The sequence below is a fragment of the Microcoleus sp. B6-A1 genome (genome assembly GCF_036705085.1).
Taxonomy (GTDB): domain Bacteria; phylum Cyanobacteriota; class Cyanobacteriia; order Cyanobacteriales; family Microcoleaceae; genus Microcoleus.
Map to the genome: position 1 here is coordinate 1 of NZ_JAUBTU010000103.1, position 24,624 is coordinate 24,624.

Here is a 24,624-nt window from a genome sequence, read left to right on the forward strand (position 1 = left end):
CCGTCCTTTTTGGACGGGCGGGACGCCCATCCCACAATAACAATTAAAATTGTAAGTTATTTAATTCGCGATCCTAAACGGCATAAACTGCGGTTGAAACCGCTACTGTAGAAACGATGTCTGCCTTGTATAAGGCAGACTTCGCCCACGCAGACTACAGAATGAATCGGATAAAAAGCGCGAATTTCGTATTGCCAATTATCAATGATGAGCAAGTTGACTTAAATTAGCAAACAACTGAGCAACTTTGGTCAAATCTTTATCTCCCGGCGCTATTTCTACGCCGCTAGACAGGTCAACACCGCTGAAGTTATTGCCGATCGCACTATCAATTGCATTTAAAATATTATCGGGTGTTAAACCGCCCGCCAGCAGCCAAGGACACGGCGGTCTAAACTCTGATAACATCATCCAGTCGATCGTTTTACCAGTACCGCCCAATTGCCCTGGATGGTAAGCATCCAGCAGTAAAGTATCGACACGAACAGCATAAACAGCAGCGGTGGCTAAAGTTTCAGGAGTCTTAACTCTCAGGGCTTTGATAATTTCAATTCCCGGCAAAAACTCCCGCAGTCGATCGCAATATTCCGCTGTTTCATCTCCATGCAACTGCACCCCGCTTAAATTTGACTCTGCCGCTACTTGACAGATATTTTCTATTGTGGTGTTGGCAAAAACGCCGATGCGATCGACATTTTTCGGCAACTGCTCGACAATCAGGCGAATTGTTTCTGGGGTGACATAGCGGGGGGAAGCCGGCACACAGATAAACCCCAAAGCCTGGGCTCCCAAGCGGGCGATCGCAATTCCTTGGTCTAATTTAGTGATTCCGCAAATTTTAACCCGCAATCCTCGTCCTCCCTTCCGAATTTGTATCAAAATATCAACGAATTGTTAACTATTAAAACAAATCTTAGTTTAATGCAAACCGCTTTTTATAATTTTGGAAATCAATTTATCTGTGAAATCAGGAGATAAGAACATGATCACCTCATCTTTGCTGTTAGCCGTACAATCTACCGCTCCCTCAACACCGGAGTGGTCGCCACTGGTAGGACTGACAATGATTTTATGCAATTTGCTGGCGATCACGATCGGCTACTACGGCATCTCCAAGCAAAACCGAGGCAAGGGCCCAGCTTTACCCGTTGCACTCCCTGGAATGTTCAAAGGCTTCGGCATACCAGAATTGCTGGCAACAGCCAGCTTCGGCCACTTGCTCGGAGCCGGAGTAATCTTGGGCTTGGGTAACGCCGGAGTTCTGTAAAAATCAGGGGAAAGGCAAAGGCAAGGGGTAGAAAAGATATATAGCAGCAATCCTAAATCATTTGGGAATTTCTTACTCCCTCCCCTTACCAAGGGGAGGTTGGGGTGGGGTAAAAAGTTTACGACTCATTTAGGATTGCTATAATAGAAACTCTTTCTTGCTCTCCTTTCCCAGGAAACTTCATGCAGACAGGTTGGCGAATCGGCTCTTTATTTGGCATCCCCCTAGTTATAGATTATTCGTGGTTTATAATTTTAGCCTTAGCAACCCGCGAATACGCCAGCAGTTACCGCCTGTGGGGGCCTGCACTCTCTTGGAGTGCGGGGTTAGCAATAGCTCTGCTACTGTTTGCTTCCGTGCTCTTGCACGAACTCGGACACAGCTTGGCGGCGATATCGCAAGGCATTAAAGTTAATTCTATTACCTTATTCTTATTTGGCGGAGTAGCTTCGATCGACTCGGAATCCAAAACTCCCGGTCAAGCTTTTCAAGTAGCTATTGCCGGCCCTCTAGTCAGCTTTGCGTTGTTTTTAATCCTCGGTTTGGGTTCTCAAGTTCTTCCCCCGAAAAGTTTGCTAGGAATTGTCACTGAAAGGGTAGCACTAATCAATCTCGTTTTGGGATTATTTAACTTAATTCCCGGTCTGCCTTTGGATGGAGGACAAGTTTTAAAATCAGCTATTTGGAAAATCACCGGCTCTCGATTTGCCGGCGTTCGCTGGGCGGCAAAAACAGGACAAGTTTTAGGTTGGCTGGCTGTTGCTTTGGGTCTGAGTTTATGCTTTTTAGCGCGCGAGTACGGCGGCTTGTGGATTGCGCTGATCGGCTGGTTTGGCATTCGCAATGCCAGTGCTTATAGCCAAGTTACTTCGCTGCAAGAAGCCCTGCTCAAAATTAAAGCCAGCGATGCGATGAGCCGCGAGTTTCGAGTTGTAGATGCAGATTTGACTCTGCGAGAATTTGCCGATCGATATTTGTTAGAAGTCAATCCGTTTCCATTTTACATTGCTGCGACCAACGGCCGGGATTTGGGCTTAGTGTCGATCGACGATATTCGCTTCACAGAACGCAGCCAATGGCAAGTTCAGACTTTGCACAACATTTTGAAACCCCTGGGAAAAACCCCCACAGTCTCCGAAAAAGCATCCCTCGCAGAAGTAATTAACAGCATGGAAGCCCGTCAACTCCCCCGAATCATCGTCCTCTCGCCGATTGGTTCAGTAGTGGGGACGATCGATCGGGGCGACGTGGTTAAAGTTTTAGCAAAATACCTCAAACCACAGATTTCAATGGCCGACATCAAGCGCAGCAAAGAAGAAAACAGCTATCCGCAGGGATTGCAGTTAAGTGCGATCGCCAAAACCGCACAAGAAAACTAAAAATTTGGCATCAGTAAGGGGCATCAGCGATCAGTTAAGATGTAGCATACTTTGTGACTCAGGGTTGAAACACTAAATTTTATGCCCCAATTCTTTAAGAGAATTTATCATAAATTTGCGGAGGGACTTGGGAAAAATTTAACTTATTTATTCCCCAACGCTGACTTGCAACCTGTTGCTATCATCTGGATTGTCGTGACCGGAACTCTATTGGGAGTGAGGCATTTAGGCGGTTTGCAGCCACTAGAATTAAATGCTTACGACCTCATGGTGCAGTTGGGGCAAGATCGCGGCCCTGACCCCAGGTTGCTGATAGTTGAAATCACCGATCGGGACATTAGTGCTTTAAACAGATGGCCAATTTCCGATCGCGTTTTAGCAAAAGCGATCGCCGAAATAGCGCGTTTGGAACCCACAGCTATTGGTCTCGATATAATTCGTGATATTCCCTACGAACCGGGGACTGCAGAATTAGCAACTCAACTGAAAAACCCCAAAGTATTTCCCATTACCTTCATCGGCTCCTTAAAGTACGATCGAGTGCAGCCACCTCCCAACATACCCGACCAGCGGGTAGGATTTAACGATTTGTATCTCGATCCAGATGGTATAGTGCGTCGTAATGTGATGTCTATTGGCGATGGTAAAAACACGTTTTATTCATTTCCATCCCGGCTAGCTTTTGCATATTTTGATAGCCAAAAAATAGAATCTAAAGCCACAGAAGACAATGAATTTCTAGTAAATAAAACAGTTTTTTCCAAGTTGCGATCAAACTCAGGAGGTTATCAGAACATTCCTGCCCAAGGCTATCAAATATTGCTCAATTACCGCTCTCCTAAAAAGATAGCAGAAACCGTGACCATAACTCAAGTTTTGGAGGGCAAAGTTGACCCCAAATTGGTAAAAGGTAAAATAGTCTTAATCGGGGTGACAGCCCCAACTGTAAAAGATATTTTTTCTACCCCTTACAGCGCTACTAAAAACGGTAATATCCCGACGCCTGGGGTATTAATTCACGCAACTGCCACCAGCCAAATTCTCAGTGCAGTTTTAGACGGCCAAGGGCTATTTTGGTATTGGGACGAATGGCAAGAAATTCTCTGGATCGCTGTGTGGAGTGCAGTGGGTGGCTGTTTAGCTTGGCGGCTAGAAAAATCGCTGAATTTGATGGGAAGTGCGATCGTAGCTGGCGGCTCATTATTCGGATTTACCTTTTTCCTCTTCATGCAACAGGGGTGGATACCTCTAATTTCTCCTGCTATGGCCCTTTTAATCACCGCAGGAGTCACAGTCACCTATAAATACGAGCAGTCGAGGCAACAGCAAGGGATTGTGATGAAATTATTAGGACAACAAACTTCACCCGCGATCGCAAATGCCTTGTGGAAAGAGCGCGTCCATCTGCTCGAATCAGGGTTATTGCCCGGTCAAAAAGTTACTGCTACCATCATCCTCACCGACTTGCAGGGTTTTAGTACAATCTCCGAAAAACTAGCGCCAGAAGTAGTAATGAGTTGGTTAAATGAGTATTTATCAGCAATGGCCCAAGAAGTCCAAGCACATCAAGGCGTGATTAATAAATTTACCGGAGATGGAATGCTGGCAGTATTTGGCGTACCCATTCCGCGCACCACTCGCGAAGAAATTGCAGAAGATGCTCGCCTCGCCGTATCTTGCGCTTTAGCTATAAGTTCGCGCTTGCCAGAAATGAATCAAAATTGGCTCACACGCGGTTTACCGGCCGTAAAAATGCGAGTAGGCATCTTTACAGGGCCTGTGATGGTGGGTAGTCTGGGAGGCACAACCCGTTTAGAATATGGAGTGATCGGCGACAGCGTAAATATTGCCTCTCGCCTGGAAAGCTGCGAAAAGGATCGCCACGAGGACTCTTGCCGGATATTGATTGCAGAAGAAACCTTTCTGCATCTGGCGGACAAATTTGAGGTAGAATCTTGGGGAGCTTTACCGTTAAGAGGCAGGGAACAAAAAGTTAATGTCTACCGGATTTTGGGAAGGAAAAAGAAATAAAAAGAGAGAATCTCTCCCTACAAATTCATGGAGTTAATGTGAAAACAATTACTAAGTTTCTCATCAATCTGATATCAGTTGGCTCAATAGTATTGATAGCCACACTTAACATTTCTCAATTGGCAGTTGTGGGACAGCCCAGCATAAACACACCTGACCGCCCACCAAACCCTATACCGGGAGGGCCGCGCTTCATTCAGCCCCGTGAAGATATAGATGAGCTGCCCCCCACTCAACCGGGACGGCCTGTGCGCGGCGGCGGCTGCGCGAGCATTAGTCAGTTAGGTGTCACAGCCTTAGTGCCTACAAATAAGAAGGGACGGACTGTTTCCGACTATCCAACGTTCTTTTTCTACTTGCCTCAAACAGAGGCCGAATCAGCCGAATTTATCCTACAAGATCCAAGCGGCAAGCAGATTTATAAACAGGATCTCACAATTAGCAATTTATCAGGGGTGATCGGCGTTAGTATCCCCGCTAACCAAAATGTGCCACCCTTGGAAGTAGGCAAAAGTTACACTTGGAATTTTACAGTGATTTGCGACTCTCAAGACCGATCGAGCGATCAGATCGAAAGCGGTACTGTACGGCGAGTTGAACTCAGTGCAGATATCCGCCGTCAATTAGATCAGGCAGATCCGCGCCAGAAAACCGTTATTTATGCTGAAAATGGGATTTGGCAAGATGCCCTCAGCACCCTAGCTGCCGCTCGCCGCGATCAACCTAATGATACAACCTTCAAGGCTGATTGGGAAAGCTTGCTGGATTCTGTAAAATTGGGCGAAATTGCCAAAGAGCCGATCGTTCAAACTCAGCCACAGCCATAAGCTGTACTGCATATAAATTTAACTTTTTTGGCAACGTTAGAGCAACGGGCTAGAAGAGTTTTAATAAAAAGAAGTGTACAAGTTTTTAACTTGTATCAGTAACAGCCAAGATGGCTGTTCTACAATAAAAATTCTTTCTTGTGGAACGGCCATCTTGGCTGTTCCCAAAAGGCGGCCGACTTTTTGACATCCCCCACAATAATTATTCCAAAAATCTCTTGTGGAACGGCCATCTTGGCTGTTCCGAAAAGCTGGCAGGAAAGCCCGCCCCCAAATATGGAGGTTAAATGTGAAACAGCTTATTACTTGTTAATTCCAAAATATCCTGCCATTCCAGATCCGAAAGTGGCTGCACCTCCAACTCAATCCCAAAACAGCGACAAGCCGCCGCACTCAAAACATCAATTACAGTGGCAATCAAATCATCTCCCCCTTCAGATAGAGGTAATTGCACAGGAATTAATTCCTCCCCAAACACTTGAGAAAACAAACAAACATCCGGCTGCAAACGCATCGAACCGTGCTGCAAAATAGCATCACCCCGTCGCAATTGCGCGCTACCAATTAACTTGCAACCATCAGCGGTAACTAAATCCGCACCCGTCGCAGTACCAAAACAATTCGGATTGTGAATATAACCCCTTCCAGCTTCCCCGTATTGCAAATCCAAACCCATCGCCCTCCAACCCTCAATCAAAAACTCGCAAATAGTCTGATAAGCTTTCATACGGCTGCTTCCAAACCCCGACGCCACAACTGCATAAGTTAAATCCCCTTGATGCAGCACGGCGCGCCCGCCGCTGGGCCTCCTCACCAACTCCACAGGCATTCCCTCCCAAGACAACTGCTGCCAAAACTCCGGCCACCTGCGCTGGTGGTAGCCCAAGGAAATCGCCGCCGGTTGCCAAGTGTAAAATCGCAGAGTTGGTGGATGTTTGCCCGCTAGATGCTGTTCCAGTAGCCATTGGTCGATCGCCATCTGCACGCTACCAGACGCCGACAACAGTGGAATTAAACGCCATACAGAATGAGCCATCAGTCGCGAGTCCTTAGTTTCTACTCAATAATTCGCAGAATGTTTTAAAATTAGTAACAGTTTTTTGGGCCTGTCTTCTAAGTTGGTGCAAATTTCACCCCCGCCGGTGCTTTAGAAATAAATAGAAAAAATAATCGCAGAACCATGAGCAACAGTGTAATTGTCATTAACGACGAAAAATTTGAAACAGAAGTCCTGAAAGCAGAGCAACCAGTGCTTGCCTATTTTTGGGCGAGTTGGTGCGGGCCTTGCAAACTGATCGCGCCTTCGGTAGACTGGGTGGCGGCCAACTACAGCGATCGACTGAAAGTGGTTAAAATGGAAATTGACCCCAATCCTAATACTGTCAAGCAGTATAAAGTAGAAGGAGTCCCAGCTCTCAGGCTGTTTAAAAATGCCGAAGTAGTGCTGTCTCACGAGGGAGCTATTACTAAACAAACTTTGGTCGGTTTGCTCGACGCTCACTTATAAAGTTTGGAAATGATTCGGGAGTTTCCAACTCCCAACTTACAACTATAGAAATCGCAAATATTTTTTAACATCTCTCTTTTCTCCTCGATATTCCTCTCTGACTCTGCGCCCTCTGCGCTCTCTGCGGTTACTAAAAAAAATCACAAAGTCAATAAAAATGCCATATAAAAAATAATTTAGCTCGGATAAAAATATTCCTTAAAATTCCACAAAACTATAGAAAATATGCAATTTGCTAAACGTTTAGAACCACTGCAATTTAATGTATTTGCCGATATGGATCGGGCAAAAGCTCAAGCTAGAGCAGCGGGGCAAAATGTGATTGACTTGTCTCTGGGTTCTTCGGATTTGCCGGCGGCTGCTCATATTACAGATGCGATCGCACATTCTCTGTCCGACACCAGCACCCACGGCTATTTGCTGTTTAATGGCACAAGAGATTTTCGGGAAGCAGCAGCTATTTGGTACGAGCAAAAATTTGGGATTGCAGTCAATCCAGAAACAGAAGTGCTGCCATTAATTGGTTCCCAAGAAGGCACGGCGCATATGCCTTTAGCTGTACTCAACCCTGGAGATTTTGCTTTGCTGCTCGATCCGGGCTATCCTTCCCACGCGGGCGGTGTGCATTTGGCTGGCGGTCAAATTTATCCGATGCCGATATTAGCAGAAAATGCGTTTTTGCCGATATTTGAAGATATTCCGACAGCAGTGCTGGCTCAGTCGAAGATGATGGTTTTGAGCTATCCTCACAATCCTACAACTGCGATCGCCCCGGTTGCTTTTTTTGAGAAAGCTGTGGCTTTTTGTCGGGAACATCGGCTGGTTTTAGTTCACGATTTCCCTTATGTGGATTTGGTGTTTGACGATTCTGTAGGGGCGGTGCCCCCGTGCCCGCCCTCTGGGATCGAGGAAAACCGCAAATTGATGGCGCCGTCAATCTTTCAGGCGGATCGAGATAAGAGTGTGGCGATCGAGTTTTTTACACTATCCAAATCCTACAGTATGGGAGGTTTTCGAGTCGGATATGCGATCGGCAATTCCGAACTAATTGCAGCGCTGCGACAGGTAAAAGCCGCAGTGGACTTCAACCAATACCGAGGGATTTTAAACGGAGCGATCTCCGCATTAACCGGCCCTCAAGATACCGTCAGAACCAGCGTAGAAACCTTCAGAAAACGGCGGGATGCCTTTGTAAACGCGCTACAGGGCATCGGCTGGCAAGTACCCGTACCCCCTGCCACCATGTACGTCTGGGCGAAACTGCCGGAACCTTGGGCTCAAGATTCCGTGAAATTTTGCACTCAGCTAGTACAGAGTACAGGAGTCGCAGCTTCCCCCGGTGCCGGTTTCGGGAAATCAGGAGAAGGCTACGTGCGATTTGCCTTAGTCGAGTCGCCAGCAATTTTGGAAGCAGCAGTTAGAAAAATTGCTGAGTTTCTAAATTGAGCGATGTGATATTTGTCAACTTAACCCAAAACACCCTCGTGAGACTTACGCCCACCAGAATTGAGCTTTGAGGCAGGGGTTAAAACCCCTGCCGGACTGGGGTTTTGACGTTTTTGGGCACAGGAAGAAGGGCATCCCGTCTAAGTGCTTACCCGTAGATCAAGATGGATGCAATTTCTAAAATAGTGTGATTTATACCTAAAGGAATAGATATTTGCACGCAGTATCTGTCACAATCTTTCTTAAGAAATGTTAACGTGAGACATCTTCGGAATTACCAGATCCGCTCACCCACTCTAAAAATCCTTGAAGTGAATTCTGTCGGGGTAGCGATTGTTCCGTAGCCGCGAGCGCACACCCGAAAAAGACCACACTGCCCAAAATTGCAATCAGCGGAAAAGGCTTACCCAGCCCAAAGTCCCGCTGAAGGCGAGCTAACGGTCTGCTCTCGCGCCTGAGCATCTTTCCCACCGTCAGTTGTTTGAGACTAAAAGGATCGCGCACAAAATGACCGCTCCAGCTAATTACCATATGAGAATGGCAATGGGGACAAGTGAATAGTCCACTGACCATCCCGACTGGGCCTACGACGCTGGAACGGTTGCAGATCGGGCAAGTGACAGAATGAGTGTTATAGGTGGGAGCGTTCATAACTGTTTTTCTTGAGTAAAAAAAACTAACAAGTAATTGGTAGCCTGTGTTAACGCTTAAGGTATAGACCTTGAGAGGCACTTTTCCTTAATTCCTAGTTTACCGCTCCAATCGGGTCGATCGGAGCTCAATCCTTGGGAAAACCTTCAAATTGCCAATCCCGTAACGAGTGCAAGTCGGGAGCACAGGTGAGATTATATTGCAAGGGAGTTACGGTTATTCTGTTGTCGCGAATAGCTTGTACGTCTGTAGGAATATCATGTGGCACCGCCGAATCGGCGATTTCTTCTACATCTTCTAACAATTCGCCAGCCAGCCAATAATAAGTTTTGCCGCGCGGATCTGTGCGCTTTTGAAATATGTCGAAATAGCGGCGAATGCCTTGACGGGCGATCGCAACTCCGGTAATTTCTGCTTGTGAGACTGCTGGTATGTTGACATTCAACAGCATCGGTTTCGCCATTGGCTGTTTTTCCAACTGTGACAGCAAGCTGACAGCGAAATCCACCGCCGGCCCAAATTCCTGCGAAGTAAAGCTCGCGAGGCTGAAAGCAATGCTGGGAATGCCTTCCATAATTCCTTCCATTGCGGCCGAAACCGTACCCGAACAGATGATATCCGTGCCTAAATTGGGCCCGTGATTGATACCGGAAAGGACAAAATCCGGCGGTTTGTCAAGTAAAGCCCACAAAGCAAGTTTCACGCAGTCGGCGGGAGTACCCGAACAGGCCCAAGCTTGGACTCCTGGCTCAAAAATAGATTCGACAATTTCGGCGCGGATGGGTTGGTGCAAGGTAAGGCCGTGGCCGGTAGCGGAGCGCTCTCTGTCGGGACAAACTACACTCACATCGTGGCCAGCGGCGGCGAGAGCGTTGGCGAGGCTGCGGATGCCTTGTGCAAAGATGCCGTCGTCGTTGCTAATTAAAAGTTTCATTGAAATTTTTATAGGCCTTATCAGAAAATTGGGTCTAAAACCCCGTCCTTCTAGGACGGCTTTTAGTATTGTATTTTTCCCAGATATTTGTTGCTTTCTCAGTGTAATATATTGTACCATAAAAACGAGGCTGACAGATTGGACGATGAAAGCAAGATATCAGTACAGATTCTACCCCACAGACCAACAGCGATTGAGCTTAGCTCAGTTGTTTGGTTGTGTGAGAGTGGTGTGGAATGATGCCTTAGCTTTTTGCAAATCTGCTGATAAACTACCAAACTACAACCAACTATCTGCACTATTAACCAGTACCAAAAAGACCGAATCAAGAGTTTGGTTAAACGAGGTTTCGTCTGTTCCTTTGCAGCAGTCTTTGAGGCATCTAGCCACGGCTTACAAGAACTTTTTTGATTCCCATAATGGCAAGAGAAAAGGGGGTAAAGTTGGAGCGCCTAAGTTTAAGAAGAAGACCAATAATCAATCAGCGGAGTTTGCTAAGTCGGGATTTTCTATTAAAGGAGCTCAAGTTTACTTGGCAAAAATAGGGTTGGTCAGTCCTATTATGTCTAGGGAATTGCCCTCAAAACCAAGTTCGGTAACAGTAATTAAGGACTGTGCCAATCGGTATTTTCTAAGTTTTGTAGTAGATGTAGAACCTCAAGATTTAGAGCCCATTAATCCTTCAATTGGCATTGATTTGGGTTTAAAAACCTTCGCTACTCTCAGCGACGGAACGCAGGTTAAAAGTCCAGACTACTCAAAATGGGAGCGCAAAATCAAGAAGTTGCAGCGCAGATTGGCTCGGCAACAAAAAGACTCAAAACGCCGTCAGAAGACCCGCATTCAAATTGCAAAGTTGCACAATCTTGTTACTGACACCCGCAAAGACTTTTCGCACAAACTATCAACCAAAATAGTCAACGAAAACCAAGTGATTATTTTGGAAGACCTCAACGTGTCGGGCATGGTTAAGAATCGGCGCTTAGCTAGAGCGATTAGCTCTCAAGGATGGAGAGAATTTCGCGAGTTCTGTGAAGCTAAATCCGACAAGCTTAGTCGGGAGTTTAGGGTAATTAGCCGGTGGGAACCTACAAGCCAAGTCTGTTCTAAATGTGACTATCGATGGGGTAAATTAGACCTCAAAGTCAGAACTATTACCTGTTTAAGCTGCGGTACAACTCACGATAGAGATGAGAACGCAGCCAAAAATATAAATAAAGTCGGGATAGGGCATTGCCACGACTCTAAACGGACGCAGAGGGGACGTAAGACTACTTCAGTAGCAGACCCCAAAGAAGCGTCAAGAATCACCGCATTTTTAGGGCGGTGAGTATGTCAAAACAATACTAAACTAGATTCAACTAGGGCGATCGCTCTAACATCGAATTACTTATTACAAATTATCCCTAACTACCGAAAATCTCAAATCTCAAATCTCAAATCTAAAATCAACAAGGCTGTAGAGCCAAAATTGCGCTAAACTCAACTTGGCCCAAAACTGCCATCAATCTAAAATCTAAAATCTAAAATCTAAAATCTACCAGACTGTAGAGCCAAAATTGCGCTAAACTCAACTTGGCCCAAAACTGCCATCAATCTAAAATCTAAAATCTAAAATCAACAAGCTGAAGAGGCAAAATTGCGGTAAACTCAACTTGGCCCAAAACTGCCATCAATCTAAAATCTAAAATCTAAAATCTAAAATCAAAATGACTGTCCAGCTAAGCGACATTGAAACTCAACTAGAAACCCTCGGCCAAGAGTCCAAAAGTGCGATCGCCAGTGCCAATACCCTCGAACAACTCGAACAGTTGCGCGTCGGCTACCTCGGCAAAAAAGGCCAACTCTCTCAAATATTAGGCATGATGGGCAAACTGTCGCCAGACCAGCGGCCCAAAGTAGGTGCGATCGCCAATACAGTCAAAGAAGCCCTGCAAGCAGATTTAGAAGACAAGCGCGCCGCCCTCCAAACAGCCCAAATCCAAGCCAAATTAGCCTCAGAAACCATCGATGTCACCATGCCGGGGATTTGCCGCCCCCAAGGCCGCGTTCACCCCTTAAACGCCGTCATAGACCGCGCTCTGGATATCTTTGTCGGCCTGGGATACACCGTCGCCAACGGCCCGGAAATGGAAACAGATTATTACAACTTCGAGGCGCTGAACACACCGCCAGACCACCCAGCGCGGGATATGCAAGATACATTTTACCTACCAGGCGGCGACTTACTGCGGACTCAGACATCATCAGTGCAAATTCGCTACATGGAACAGCACAAACCGCCGATTCGGATTGTCTCTCCCGGCCGCGTTTACCGCCGCGATACTGTCGATGCTACTCACGCAGCAGTTTTCCACCAAATTGAACTTTTAGCAATTGATGAAGGTCTGACATTTACTGACTTGAAAGGCACAATTAAAGAGTTTTTGCGGCAAATGTTCGGGCAAGATTTGCCGATTCGTTTCCGCACGAGTTACTTTCCGTTTACCGAACCTTCGGCCGAAGTGGATTTGCAGTGGAACGGCAAATGGCTGGAAGTTTTGGGCTGCGGAACTGTCGATCCTAACGTACTTAAAGGAGTGGGTTTAGATCCAGAAAAATATACTGGGTTTGCGGCCGGTTTTGGTGTCGAGCGGTTCGCAATGGTACTTTATGAAATCGACGACATTCGCCGGGTTTATGCTAGCGACTTGCGCTTTTTGCGGCAATTTTAAAGCATGGTTGGGGGTCGTTTCTACAAACGGGAGCATCTCATATTTGTAAAAACACTTCTTCTGGCTCCTTCCTTCTTCCTCTTTTCTCCTGACTCCTGACTCCTGACTCCTAACTCCAATTTTGGGCTTGGCTGCTTTCATTGAGATGCTCCCTCTACAAACCCTCTAGAGATTTTGCTTAAGCTACATCAATTTTGCAGTTTCAAGTAAGCAGACAAGAGCCACAAAACCATAAGATATGGTGGGCGGGTGAGTGCAAGTAACTCTTGCTATCCGACTTCTTTCAGGTCAAAACCCGCCCCCTCACATCAGTTTATTCATGCCCGCTTACTTAAGTAGACAAGGACTTTGCACTTACCTACTTATTTATTTCCTACTTGCTAAAAACACCCTTGATGCTGTCAACAGCGCTCTCGACAGCATTCTTGGTATTATCTACTGCTTTCTGAGTCCGAGCTGAATCTTCCGATGCTCTTTTCTCAATTGTGGCCGCATCTTTCTTAGCTTTGCGCTCTACTACACTACCATCCTCCGATGCTCGATCGACTTTAGCAGCATTTGTCTTGGCAGTTTCCTTAACCTTCTCTTCTGTATCTCGGATAAAGTTCTTGGTTCGTCCAGCATCTTTGCTGGCTTTTTCTTGCACCGTATCGCCCGCATCTGCTGCTGCGATCAAGTTTACAGCAGGAGATGCCATTGCAGCGGTGTTGGAGAAGAACGCACCAGACCACACGAAGGCCATCGCTGACACGCAAAGCACAGTTGTAGCCATCCAGCGCCCGACAGTCGAAAGCCGTTTCGTAAAAGAATTCAGTTTCATACAATACACAATCAGATATGACATTCTATTTCTACTCGATCAGAGCGATCGGCTGAACCGTTCTCTAGAGAGAGGTTATCCGCCGACCAACGGTTAAAAAATATCCCTCTTTTGATAGATGGAAGCAAGGAATGTCAGTCAATTTTAGATTTTAGATTTTAGATTTTAGATTTTAGAGTTGACTCCACAACCGCCATTTGGAATCTTGAACTTTGGTGAGTTGATTGTAAATTTTAGGTTAAAGATTAAACAATAGATTAAGGAAAGTCAGTCAATTTTAGATTTTAGATTTCAGATTTTAGATTTTAGATTTGACTCCCCAGCAGCCATTTGGAATCTTGAACTTTGGTGAGTCGATTGTAAATTTTAGATTAAAGATTAAACAATTGATATCGATTCCGGTTGCACCGGAATCGATATGAAACAGCCTTGGGGCGGGTGGGGTGAAGGTACTTCACTCAGTTGAAATCGGCTGTATTTAGGAATAGGTTGTTTCCGAGATTGTGTGTGGGATATCAACATATAATACTTAACAAACAACTAATGACTAATCACAATTTAGTAAAAAAGTCAATACCGTTTCATCAATTCCCTTTAGTTTCAAAGGCTTATATTTAACAATGCGATTTTCCTCAACATAATCTGCAACCGCCGCCGAAATTAGCACCGTGTTTGGTTCCGTCACCTCTTGCAAGCGGGCGGCAATATTCACGCTCGGCCCGATCGCAGTATAATCCGATCGATCGGGGCCGCCAAACATCCCCACCACCGCAGTACCCTGGTGAATTCCGCAGCGAAACCGCACCGGAGGCACGCCATTTTCCCCAACAATTCCCTGCTCCAACCAGCCCTTGTTAAGCTCCTTGAGAGCTCGCAGCATTTGGTCAGCAGCAGCCACAGCGCGGCGTACTTGCTCATTAGGCGTTAGTTCCTCCGGCGCGCCAAAGAAAGCCATTACCGCATCTCCAACAAACTTGTCCACCGTACCGCCACTGTCAAAAATAGCCTTAGTCATTGCCGCCAAATATTCATTCAACAGCTCAGCTACCCGGCGCGAGCGCAGCGTATTTGCCATTTGAGTAAAACCGACAATATCGCTAAACAAAATAGTAATCAATCGCGGTTCCGGGCGCAAATCTAAGGCCAAATCTCCTGCCGCTGCGGCCTTCACCATCGCCGGCGGCAAAAATCGGCGCAGCACCGACTCAGTTAAATAACTGTTCAACTGCTGCACTCGGCGCTCGTTTTGTTTGAGGGCGATCAAATTCCGCACTTCCGCCAACAATTCTCGATCATTAAAAGGCTTGGACAAATAAGCATCCGCACCCCGTTCTACTCCTTCAATTCGAGTATCTTCGTCGGCTTTAGCAGTCAGCAAAATTGCCGGAGTTCCCTGTAATTCCTCATCCTCTCGAATCATCTTAATCAAATCCAAGCCTGAAATCAAAGGCATCATCAAATCAGTTATAATTAAATTAGGGCGACGTTTTTTAGCCACGGCAAATCCTTCTTCTCCGTTGCGGGCCAGCAAAACTGCAAAGCCGGAATCTCGCAGAATTGCCGACACATAAAAGCGCAAATCAGGATTGTCGTCAACTACCAAAACCGTTCCCACTGCTGTTTCTGATCGGACAGGATCGAGCGCCTCAAAGTTATGATTTTCTGCCTCATTTTCCGACAAATCCGCCTCCACATCTGCCAGTTCCACCGCAGCTTTGGATGAGTGAAACTCCGCAGGTATTTCTAGTACCTGTTCCGGGGGCAAGTGCGTCGAACCAAAGTGCAGCCAAACGGTAAAAGTAGTACCTTCGCCGTAAACTGACTCAACTGAAATTTGACCGCCGTGGAGTTCGACTAATTCTTTGACAAGTGCCAAACCTAAGCCGCTGCCTTCGTAGGAACGGCTAGCTGAACCTTCGGCTTGGTGAAACCGCTCGAATAAATAGGGAATTTGTTCGGTGCGAATGCCGATACCCGTGTCTTTTACTTGTAACAGGCAGTGAGCGCCGGCCGATTCAACTTTCAGGGTGATAGTGCCCCCTTCTGGGGTGAATTTAACAGCATTTGACAGCAGGTTGTAAATAACTTTGTCAAATCTTTCCAAGTCCAAATAAAGTAAAGGACATTCTTGCAGTTGGGTAATTAAGTGCAGTCCTTTTTTCTCGCAGTAGGCGCGGAACGACTCTGCGGTAGAGTAACAGAAACCGACTAAATCGCAGGGACGAAAACTTGGCTGCATCCGTCCGGCATCGAGCCGCTGCAAGTCCAGCAGTTGATTTACCAAGCGCAGGAGGCGGCGGGAATTACGCAAAGCGATTACGGCTTGTTCGTAGGGCAAGTCTTCTTGGCGTCTGCAAGCTGATTCCAGAGGGCCGATAGTTAGAGTTAGAGGCGTGCGGAACTCGTGGGAGATATTTTGGAAAAATTCGGTTTTGAGCCGATCGGCTTCCAGAAGCCGTTCTGCCTGCTGTCTGGTAGTCTGGTAGAGGCGCGACTGCTGCACGGCCAGAGCAGCTTGAGTTGCGACTATTTGAGCCAGGTCAATGTCTGAGATGTTCCAGCGGCGGATGCTGTGATTTTGGCGCAGGGAAATGCTGCCGATGATTTTGCCTTCTGAGAGTAAGGGAACGACTAACAGGGCGCGGGCTGGCGATCGAACTTGCAGTTCTGTAACATTTAACTCGGGGTGTTCGTCGAGATCTTCGATCGCCACCGGCTCTTTTGATACCATAACTTGCAGCAACACCGGATTGCCCCGAATCGGCACCAAAGACTGTGGTAAAGAAGGATGGGCAAAAACCCAGGCGCGAGTGTTAGCAGCAGCATCGCCAGAAGCCGTCTCGTAGCCCAGAGGGTTCGCAACTAGCTCTGGATTATCAATAAAACCCTGTTCTACAGCCACGGTATCCCTATCTGTGTCGTATAGCCCCACGCATTGGACGTATTCATCATCTTCTGTCCACAGAGATAGGGCGCAGCCGTCAACTTGCAAAGCTTGGCCGAGTTGTTGAGTAATGGCTGCAAAAATATTTTGGGGATCGAGACTCGATCGAATTGCCGTAGTAATAGTATTGACTAAGGCCTCGCGCTTGGCCAGCGCCCGCACCTGTTCGTAAGCCCGGGCTTGAGAAAGCGCCAAAGCCGCTTGGTCTGCCACGGTAATTACCAACTGTACCTCGTGGTCTTGCCACTGGCGCGGTTCCTCAAATTGGTGCAGCGCCAAGACTGCCATCAGTTCGGTTTTGTAAAACAGCGGTACGATCAAGCTCGATCGAATATTCGCAGCTTCGTAAGCCTGCCGTCGTTGCTGATTATCCCAGTTTAAAACTCGATCGTCAGTTTGGGCATCTTGAATCACCTCCACATCCAGAGTTTCCCAAACCAAATCCGGCAGCAAATCCGGGGAGAGTTCGGCAGCAGAAGCATCTCCGGGTGTGACTTCCTCATCGCCCCCCAACCCTTGAGTTTCTGCCTTCTGGTAAACGAACCACTCATCGGCAACTCGGCCGTCTTGGAACGGCCGCAGCAGACAGCAACTCACCTCAAACATCTGCCCGACAGTTTCCACAATTCTTTGCAGCATTTGCTGGTAATTGGGAGCCGATCGGATAGTATTGGTAACGGCATAAAGCAGCGATTCTTGGCTCAAAGCACGGCGCAGTTCATTGGTGCGCGTTTTCAGAAGATTGTGAGTCTCAACAGCTTGACTGACAAGATTGATCAGCTCTTGAGCATCCCAAGGCTTGGTAACGTATTTGAATACTTTGCCAGCGTTAATAGCTTCAACTAAATCTTCAACATCCGTATAGCCAGTTAAAATAATTCGGATCACGTCGGGGTACTGAGCCGCCGTCAGGCTGAGAAACTCCGTACCGCTCATTTTTGGCATTCGCTGGTCAGAGATAATCACCGCAACTTCTCCCTCTTTTGCCAAAATTTCGAGAGCAGCGGGGCCAGATTCGGCTCTGAGCACTTTGTAGTCTCGATGGAAGGTGCGGTAAAGCAAGTCGAGGTTATCCGGTTCGTCATCGACGATCAGAATTTTTAGTTTAGGATTTTCTTGGGAATTCATGCACCGTTCTCCTGTGCCCCGGGGCTGTTCGATTTAATAAGTCTGATTAAGGGAAGAATTCGCCGATTTAACTTACTGAAGTCATACCATTTTCGATTTTCGATTTTCGATTTTCGACGATTGCGAATGACTGATGACATAAGGATTGGGAGTTTGCCTAGAGTGCCATTATTTTGGGAAAAAGGTATCACAATAATTCGTCGATATGAAGTTGTTGTGAGTCTGCGAGGCAAGCATCAACCTTGATTTTTGATGTCTGGGTTTTCAATTCGGAATTCTTCTGAGCCACAGTTATCTGTCGTGCACCCCAATTTTATTATTATTTAATGATATTCACATAAACTCGTCTCCCGATAATTTTCTTTTCCCCCCTACCTTTATGCAGCAGGAGAGCAAACACAAATCTAGCCATTTTAACTGCCGTCTGGATATCTCAGAATACATAGGAATAAGCGTCCTGATTGTGAGTTTATTTGCCAAATGTATGTTAGATACTGGCTCCGGGGAATATTTTATTTGGTATGTGAAAGCTGCCCGCAGCAAGATACAATAGACAATCAACATCTTCGCCTGTGTTTTTTTCCCACAAGTAATAGCAACTTTAACAGTCAGCCAAGGATACCGACCACAATCCGGCGCCGAGCCCCTGACTGATATTCGGGGGTGGCCCACAGACCACAGAGGTGTCTGTGGGAGTGACGCAATTGCTGTACCATTTTAGTTAGACTTGCACTTTTTTCCCCGATCTCGGCATTTTTTGTGCCTCCTGCAGACCAACGCCCAAGCCAATTACTGTGGCGAAACACCGCAAGATAGAGCATCCATCTGTTAATCTTAGCTAGGGATGTACTCTGTGGAAACCGATCGGTCGATTTTAGATTTGAGATTTTAGATTTGAGATTTACTCCACAGATGAATCGCGGAGCTTGAACTAGGGTCTAAAATTTTGATCTGTCCACGACGAGTGTCGGTGGCTTATATCGGTTTTTGGGCAGGGTCAATCAGCTCGATCGAGGTTTTGAAGGTCTCGCGCGCAGCAGAGTATCGAACCGACGGGGAAAACCCCTGCAGACAGTTTCCAGGCATCCAAATTTAAATTGGAGGTTGGAAAAGTACCCAGTAGCTCAACAGGTAAGGCCGGTTCGATCGGGGATGGGCGATGGATAGCCCAGAACTGCTGAAAGCTGGGGTGCCAGGTCGGGGAGCGGCGGGGAACATCCGACGCGCCAGTGCGCCCGGTGTTAGTATGGTCAGTCGTTGAGTTTTTCAACTACCGCTTGACGAATAAATTATATTCGATCGGGTATTTCCGTAAGCAGAGAGCGGTAAGATTCCGGGAACCTGACGTTAAAACCTTTGTGATTGTTTTTAATACCTTGCCCGCTAAGCTGTCGCGCATTTAATTTGTAAGCTACTGTTTACTTAAACTCTTGTGATGCCGGCCCAAAGCCAGGGATCAAGCTTCAATTTAAAGGCTAAATAGCTTATCCACAAATCTAGTATTAGGGGATGAGTTTTATTTTTTCATAACTAGAGTCTTAAATGCTAAAAATTTCCTATTTACCTCAAATACTACTTAAAGTCAAGCACCAAAAAATGTAATTTAATCTGGCTAATAAACTATGCCTATAAGTTACGTTATAAGATCAGTATAACATCAGTGAATTTTCTAAGAGGGTAGCTTAGAAACCCGCGTAAAAAAATTAATATAGTGGCCTGGCATTGTGAATCCTTCATTTTTTTCCTCACCATCTCACCAACAACAAACTCCCGGACTGTCTGGTTTTTCGATCCGGGTGGCTGCGCCCAACGACTTAACGCAGCTAGCGGATATTTTAGCCATGAGCTTTCACTCCCGCGAGGGGTTTGTAGAATGGGTGTATCCAGTGTTGCGTTTGGGCATTTACGAAGATTTAAAAAATCGACTGCGTTCTAAGGCAGAACATTACATTTGTCTGGTTGCTGAGCTAGTCTCGCGCGAGGAGGGAACGCAGAATTATAGGGCGCACCGAGATCAGCGCATAACAGGAACAGTAGAAATGGCTCTGCGTTCTCGCTTTCCTTGGCAAATCCCTAATTCTGACTATCCTTATTTGTCGAATTTAGCCGTTCACCCGGAGTACCGGCGGCAGGGAGTTGCTCAACAATTGCTCAGCAACTGCGAGGAGACAGCCAGAGAATGGGGATTTTCTGAGATTTACCTCCACGTTCTGGAAAATAATCACGCGGCGCGACAGTTGTACTATCAAGCCGGCTATCGCTTGCAACAGGTGGATTGGAATTGGACTGGTTGGCTGTTGGGGCAGCCGCGCCGGCTGTTTTTACGCAAGCAGATATCGCTATCCTAAGCTAAGTATTTGAATTGATTATCGGGAATTGGGGCTTCGCCAAGAAAAAGGAAAAAATAGCTCTTCTTTCCTTCTATTGTGAATCAATGGAATGGGAATGGGGAATTAGTGATGAATTTTAGTTCACTCTTAAGCCCGATCGCAAAACACAATAAAATTAGTTGCTAGTAAACACTATTTGTTACCAACCCTTGTGTACCTGGGAACACCTGAAAAACTCCATACAAAGTTATATCAACTCCCGTCGCCTCGTCGGGCGTAAAAACAAGTCAAAAATCACGGACGCTGCAACAGGAATTAATCGAATTAATCTGCGTTAATCTGTGTTTATCTGCCCACATCTGCGGTTTTAAAAAGAAAATTTATTAACCGCAGATGACAATGGATTGATGCTGATTCACGCGGATAATAAGAGATTTATGAATAATCCCAAGGCTAACTGATTTGATATTATACCAAATCCGGCTGGAATACACCCTTATTTTTTAGCATTTTAGAGAGGGACAAAAAGCCACTGTAAGAGCCATGACAAAAGCCGAGTGCAACAAAGTTTCAAGCCCCCGATAGAGTATTGTGAGGAACGCCACAGAAGTTCGGATCTGCTGTGGCGTTTTGTTCGCCAGAAAAGGGGACTTTCGCCACCAATTCTAACCCTCAAAGCGCAAGATCTCTGATAGGAAATCCGAGGAGCCGATCGCCCCGTTAACCCCAACCAGATTTGCTAAAACCCGATCGGTTCCTGCTACTTGCAGCAACGTACCGTTCGGAGTGGCGCTAAATTGCAACTGCTGGAAACTCAGCCCCTCGGTCAAAACAAACTTATCGACGCCTACCTCGAAGTTAATGACAGTATCAATGCCGCCATCAGCACTCAACACATATCGATCGAACCCAATACCTCCAATTAAAGTATCCTCGCCCAAGTCGCCAAACAGCCAGTCATCTCCAGCGCCCCCATTGAGAAGGTCGTTATCTTTACCACCAATCAAGGTATCGCTGCCAGCATCTCCGTTGATAGTATCTTGGCCTTCGTTGCCGTAAAGCAAGTCATCGCCATCACCGCCGTTGATGCAGTCTTGCTGGTCGTTTGCGGCCACCGAGACACCCCGGTTATCAGCCCGATCGCCATAGATGGTATCGTTGCCCTCGTCACCGCAGATCTCATCGCTGCCGTCACCGCCGTAAATCAAGTCGTCACCCCGATCTCCGTGTATGAGGTCGTTAGCTTTACCGCCGTAAATCAAGTCATTGTCTTCACCGCCACTGATGGTATCGTCACCCTCATCGCCGAACAGCACATCAGCACCGATGCCGCCAAAGAGCAAGTCCTGGCCGCCAACATCTTGAACTCGACTTCTAGCACCGCCGTACATGGTGTCGTCGGCGCTGTCGCCGACAAGGGTATCAGAGCCGAGCTCGCCCCAAATCAGGTCATTATCTTTGCCACCCCAAACACAATCATTGCCTTTACCTGCTTGGACGGTATCATTACCGTGACCGCCGCCGATGATGTCGTTGCCGCTGTCGCCAAAGATTAAGTCTTGTTCCCCAATATCCCCGATGGACTGGGAACTGCCACTGTCACCGAGCAGAGTATCGGCTCCTTCACCGCCGTAGAGGGTATCGGAGCCTAATTGACCGTAGATGATGTCATTGCCTTTACCTCCGTAAGCGCGATCGTTATCTTTGCCTGCAACCAGCGTATCGTTGCCTTGTTGACCGTTGAGGAAGTCGTCACCGAAGCCTCCGTACAGCAAGTCGCGTCCCTGGGAGTCGCTGGCACTTTGGTCGCGGATGCCCCCAAACAAGCTGTCAGAGCCGATGCCACCAAACAACGTATCGGAGCCGAGTTCGCCCCAAATTCGGTCATTTTCTTTACCTCCAAGGGCAATATCGTCACCTTTGCCGGTATGGATGGTATCGTCGCCCTCGTTGCCGTTAATGAGGTCTGCACCCTCGCCTCCGAAGATCAAATCGCCATTGTTTTGAGAACTGCTGGAGTTATCGCCGCCGTTGTCTCCCAAAATCGTATCCGCACCTCGATCTCCAAACAGGGTGTCAGAGTCTAAGTCGCCGGCAATCCAGTCGTTCTGTTTGCCTGCAAATACGATATCGTTGCCCTCGTCTCCGTAAACAATATCGGTGTCAATGCCCCCAAAAATCCTGTCATTGCCTTCGTTGCCGTAAATTTCGTCTGCGCCGTCTTCACCTAAAAGCAGGTCGTTGCCTTCCAAACCGACAATTTTTTGGTTGCCTTTGGTGTCTACGATGAAATCATCGCCGTCAGTTCCTTTGGTGGTTTGTCCCTCGGAAAATTGTGAAATAGGCCGGACAAATCCAACAGCAGGTGGTTGCGGCGGGGGCGCAAAGTTAATTCCCGGTTTTTCAATAATGGGCGAACATTGACAGTCGGTATCTGTTTCGGCGATCGGATTTGAGACGATCGGCGATGCCGGTGTTGGTGTGGGCGTTGGTGTGGGAGTTGACGCCCCCGGCTGCAAGATAGCCACCACAGTAGCGACAGCAGGACTGGTGGCACCGCTGTTGTCTGTGGCGCTGTAGGTGAACTTGGTTCCTGTAAAGCTGCCCGTCGTTTGGAAATATAGTTGCTGCAACTGTTGAGGAGTAAGGACTTGACCTGGTGTCACTGGTACACCGCCGTTGGCTGGATCTCCTAAAAACAGGACGGCTTGGTCTGCTGGAGGCAGGGTGTTGATGGTGTAAGAGACGATCGACCCGTCGGGGTCGCTGCCTCCCAATCCCGTGACTAACTGCCTGCTGTTGGGCCCGAGCCTGGAGTTAGCATTGTTGGCAACTGGTGGTTGGTTGTCAGTTGGAAGTATGGCCGCCACAGTAGCGGCCGCGGGACTGGATGCGCCGCTGTTGTCTGTGGCGCTGTAGGTGAAAGTGGCTCCTGTAAAGTTGCCTGTCGTTTGGAAATATAGTTGCTGTAACTGTGCTGGAGTCAGGACTTGGCCTGGTGTCACCGGTACGCCACCGTTGGCTGGATCTCCTAAAAACAGGACGGCTTGGTCTGCTGGAGGCAGGGTGTTGATGGTGTAAGAGACGATCGACCCGTCGGGGTCGCTGCCTCCCAATCCCGTGACTAACTGGCTGCTGTTGGGCCCGACGCGGGAGTTGGCATTGTTGGCAACTGGCGGTTGGTTGTCAGTTGTGCTTGGAGTTGGTGTGGGCCCTATCAGTCCAGCCACACTAGCGGTAGCGACTGGACTGATAGCACCGCTGTTGTCTTTCGCGCTGTAGGTGAAATTGGCTCCTGTAAAGTTGCCCGTCGTGAAGAAATATAGTTGCTGCAACTGTGCTGGAGTCAGGACTTGACCTTGTGTCACTGGTACACCGCCGTTGGCTGGATCTCCTAAAAACAGGACGGCTTGGTCTGGTGAGGGCAGGGTGTTGATGGTGTAAGAGGCGATCGACCCGTCGGGGTCGCTGCCTCCCAATCCCGTGACTAACCTGCTGCTGTTGGGCCCGAGACTGGAGTTGGAATTGTTGGCAACTGGCGGTTGGTTGTCAGTTGTGGTTGGAGTTGGTGTGGGCCCTATCAGTCCAGCCACAGTCGCGGTAGCGACTGGACTGATAGCACCGCTGTTGTCTGTGGCGCTGTAGGTGAAAGTGGCTCCTGTAAAGTTGCCTGTCGTTTGGAAATATAGTTGCTGTAACTGTGCTGGAGTCAGGACTTGGCCTGGTGTCACTGGTTGGCCACCGTTGGCTGGATCTCCTAAAAACAGGACGGCTTGGTCTGCTGGAGGCAGGGTGTTGATGGTGTAAGAGACGATCGACCCGTCGGGGTCGAGGTCGCGGCCTCCCAATCCCGTGACTAACCTGCTGCTGTTGGGCCCGAGGCTGGAGTTGGCATTGTTGGCCAAGGGTGGTTGGTTGTCAGTTGGAGTTGGGGTTGGTGTGGGAGTTGACGCCCCCGGCCGCAAGATAGCCGCCACAGTAGCGACAGCGGGACTGGAGGCGCCGCTGTTGTCTGTGGCGCTGTAGGTGAAATTTGCTCCTGTAAAGCTGCCCGTCGTTTGGAAATATAGTTGCTGCAACTGTTGAGGAGTCAGGACTCGGCCTGGTGTCACTGGTACACCGCCGTTGGCTGGATCTCCTAAAAACAGGACTGCTTGGTCTGGTGAGGGCAGGGTGTTGATGGTGTAAGAGGCGATCGACCCGTCGGGGTCGCTTCCTCCCAATCCTGTGACTAACTGGCTGCTGTTGGGCCCGAGGCTGGAGTTGGCATTGTTGGCAACTGGCGGTTGGTTGTTAGTTGGAAGTATGGCCGCGACAGTAGCGGTAGCGGGACTGGTGGCGCCGCTGTTGTCTTTCGCGCTGTAGGTGAAATTTGCTCCTGTAAAGTTGCCCGTCGTGAAGAAATATAGTTGCTGCAACTGTGCTGGAGTCAGGACTTGGCCTGGTGTCACTGGTACACCGCCGTTGGCTGGATCTCCTAAAAACAGGACGGCTTGGTCTGGTGAGGGCAGGGTGTTGATGGTGTAAGAGGCGATCTGCCCGTCGGGGTCGCTTCCTCCCAATCCTGTGACTAACTGGCTGCTGTTGGGCGCGAGGCTGGAGTTGGCATTGTTGGCAACTGGCGGTTGGTTGTTAGTTGGATTTGG

At 47.9% G+C, this 24,624-nt stretch carries 16 protein-coding genes; 9 read left to right on the forward strand and 7 right to left on the reverse strand.

What is annotated here, in order from left to right; all coding sequences use genetic code 11:
• Nucleotides 1-201 precede the first annotated feature (201 nt).
• Nucleotides 202-849: a phosphoribosylanthranilate isomerase gene (locus QUB11_RS26635; RefSeq protein WP_333206769.1), complete on the reverse strand. Its 648-nt coding sequence runs from the start codon at nt 847-849 to the stop codon at nt 202-204.
• Nucleotides 850-982: 133 nt separating this feature from the next.
• Between QUB11_RS26635 and psaK the strand changes: the two genes are divergently transcribed.
• From psaK to QUB11_RS26655, 4 genes are all read left to right on the forward strand, one after another.
• A complete protein-coding gene (psaK, locus tag QUB11_RS26640) occupies nt 983-1,267 on the forward strand; it encodes a photosystem I reaction center subunit PsaK (protein WP_333206768.1) in 285 nt (94 codons plus the stop codon).
• Between the two features lie 182 nt (nt 1,268-1,449).
• The gene (locus tag QUB11_RS26645) at nt 1,450-2,646 is read left to right on the forward strand and encodes a site-2 protease family protein (protein WP_333206767.1); all 1,197 of its coding nucleotides are present in this window, start codon (nt 1,450-1,452) and stop codon (nt 2,644-2,646) included.
• An 81-nt stretch (nt 2,647-2,727) separates the two neighbouring features.
• Nucleotides 2,728-4,677, forward strand: coding sequence for an adenylate/guanylate cyclase domain-containing protein (locus QUB11_RS26650; protein ID WP_333206766.1), 1,950 nt, complete (start codon nt 2,728-2,730; stop codon nt 4,675-4,677).
• Between the two features lie 38 nt (nt 4,678-4,715).
• A complete protein-coding gene (locus tag QUB11_RS26655; RefSeq protein ID WP_333206765.1) occupies nt 4,716-5,504 on the forward strand; it encodes a DUF928 domain-containing protein in 789 nt (262 codons plus the stop codon).
• A 283-nt stretch (nt 5,505-5,787) separates the two neighbouring features.
• On the opposite strand, the gene QUB11_RS26660 is transcribed toward QUB11_RS26655, so the two are convergent.
• The gene (locus QUB11_RS26660) at nt 5,788-6,540 is read right to left on the reverse strand and encodes a biotin/lipoate A/B protein ligase family protein (RefSeq protein WP_333206764.1); all 753 of its coding nucleotides are present in this window, start codon (nt 6,538-6,540) and stop codon (nt 5,788-5,790) included.
• Between the two features lie 144 nt (nt 6,541-6,684).
• On the opposite strand from QUB11_RS26660, the gene QUB11_RS26665 reads away from it, so the two are divergent.
• Both QUB11_RS26665 and QUB11_RS26670 read left to right on the forward strand, forming a co-directional pair.
• Nucleotides 6,685-7,011 (forward strand): thioredoxin family protein, encoded by a 327-nt coding sequence (locus tag QUB11_RS26665; RefSeq protein ID WP_015177073.1) that lies wholly within the window; start codon nt 6,685-6,687, stop codon nt 7,009-7,011.
• 225 nt (nt 7,012-7,236) lie between these two features.
• Entirely contained in the window at nt 7,237-8,457 is a 1,221-nt protein-coding gene (locus tag QUB11_RS26670; protein WP_333145692.1) for an LL-diaminopimelate aminotransferase, read from the forward strand.
• A gap of 252 nt (nt 8,458-8,709) precedes the next feature.
• Here QUB11_RS26670 and QUB11_RS26675 read toward each other — a convergent pair whose 3' ends face one another.
• On the reverse strand, nt 8,710-9,108 hold the full coding sequence (locus tag QUB11_RS26675) for a hypothetical protein (RefSeq protein ID WP_333206763.1): 399 nt from the start codon (nt 9,106-9,108) through the stop codon (nt 8,710-8,712).
• Nucleotides 9,109-9,235: 127 nt separating this feature from the next.
• Entirely contained in the window at nt 9,236-10,042 is an 807-nt protein-coding gene (gene surE, locus QUB11_RS26680) for a 5'/3'-nucleotidase SurE (RefSeq protein WP_333206762.1), read from the reverse strand.
• Between the two features lie 145 nt (nt 10,043-10,187).
• Between surE and QUB11_RS26685 the strand changes: the two genes are divergently transcribed.
• Both QUB11_RS26685 and pheS read left to right on the forward strand, forming a co-directional pair.
• Nucleotides 10,188-11,372 (forward strand): transposase, encoded by a 1,185-nt coding sequence (locus tag QUB11_RS26685; RefSeq protein WP_333206761.1) that lies wholly within the window; start codon nt 10,188-10,190, stop codon nt 11,370-11,372.
• Between the two features lie 379 nt (nt 11,373-11,751).
• Nucleotides 11,752-12,756, forward strand: a complete 1,005-nt coding sequence (gene pheS, locus QUB11_RS26690; protein ID WP_333206760.1) for a phenylalanine--tRNA ligase subunit alpha — start codon at nt 11,752-11,754, stop codon at nt 12,754-12,756.
• A 373-nt stretch (nt 12,757-13,129) separates the two neighbouring features.
• On the opposite strand, the gene QUB11_RS26695 is transcribed toward pheS, so the two are convergent.
• Together QUB11_RS26695 and QUB11_RS26700 are read right to left on the reverse strand one after the other, a co-directional pair.
• Nucleotides 13,130-13,576: a hypothetical protein gene (locus QUB11_RS26695; protein ID WP_333206759.1), complete on the reverse strand. Its 447-nt coding sequence runs from the start codon at nt 13,574-13,576 to the stop codon at nt 13,130-13,132.
• Between the two features lie 547 nt (nt 13,577-14,123).
• Nucleotides 14,124-17,648 (reverse strand): response regulator, encoded by a 3,525-nt coding sequence (locus QUB11_RS26700; RefSeq protein WP_333392084.1) that lies wholly within the window; start codon nt 17,646-17,648, stop codon nt 14,124-14,126.
• Between the two features lie 1,724 nt (nt 17,649-19,372).
• Here QUB11_RS26700 and QUB11_RS26705 point away from each other — a divergent pair.
• On the forward strand, nt 19,373-19,996 hold the full coding sequence (locus tag QUB11_RS26705; RefSeq protein ID WP_333206757.1) for a GNAT family N-acetyltransferase: 624 nt from the start codon (nt 19,373-19,375) through the stop codon (nt 19,994-19,996).
• A gap of 647 nt (nt 19,997-20,643) precedes the next feature.
• On the opposite strand, the gene QUB11_RS26710 is transcribed toward QUB11_RS26705, so the two are convergent.
• Nucleotides 20,644-24,624, reverse strand: a 3,981-nt coding sequence (locus QUB11_RS26710) for an Ig-like domain-containing protein (RefSeq protein ID WP_445300865.1), incomplete at its 5' end; no start/stop codon positions are given.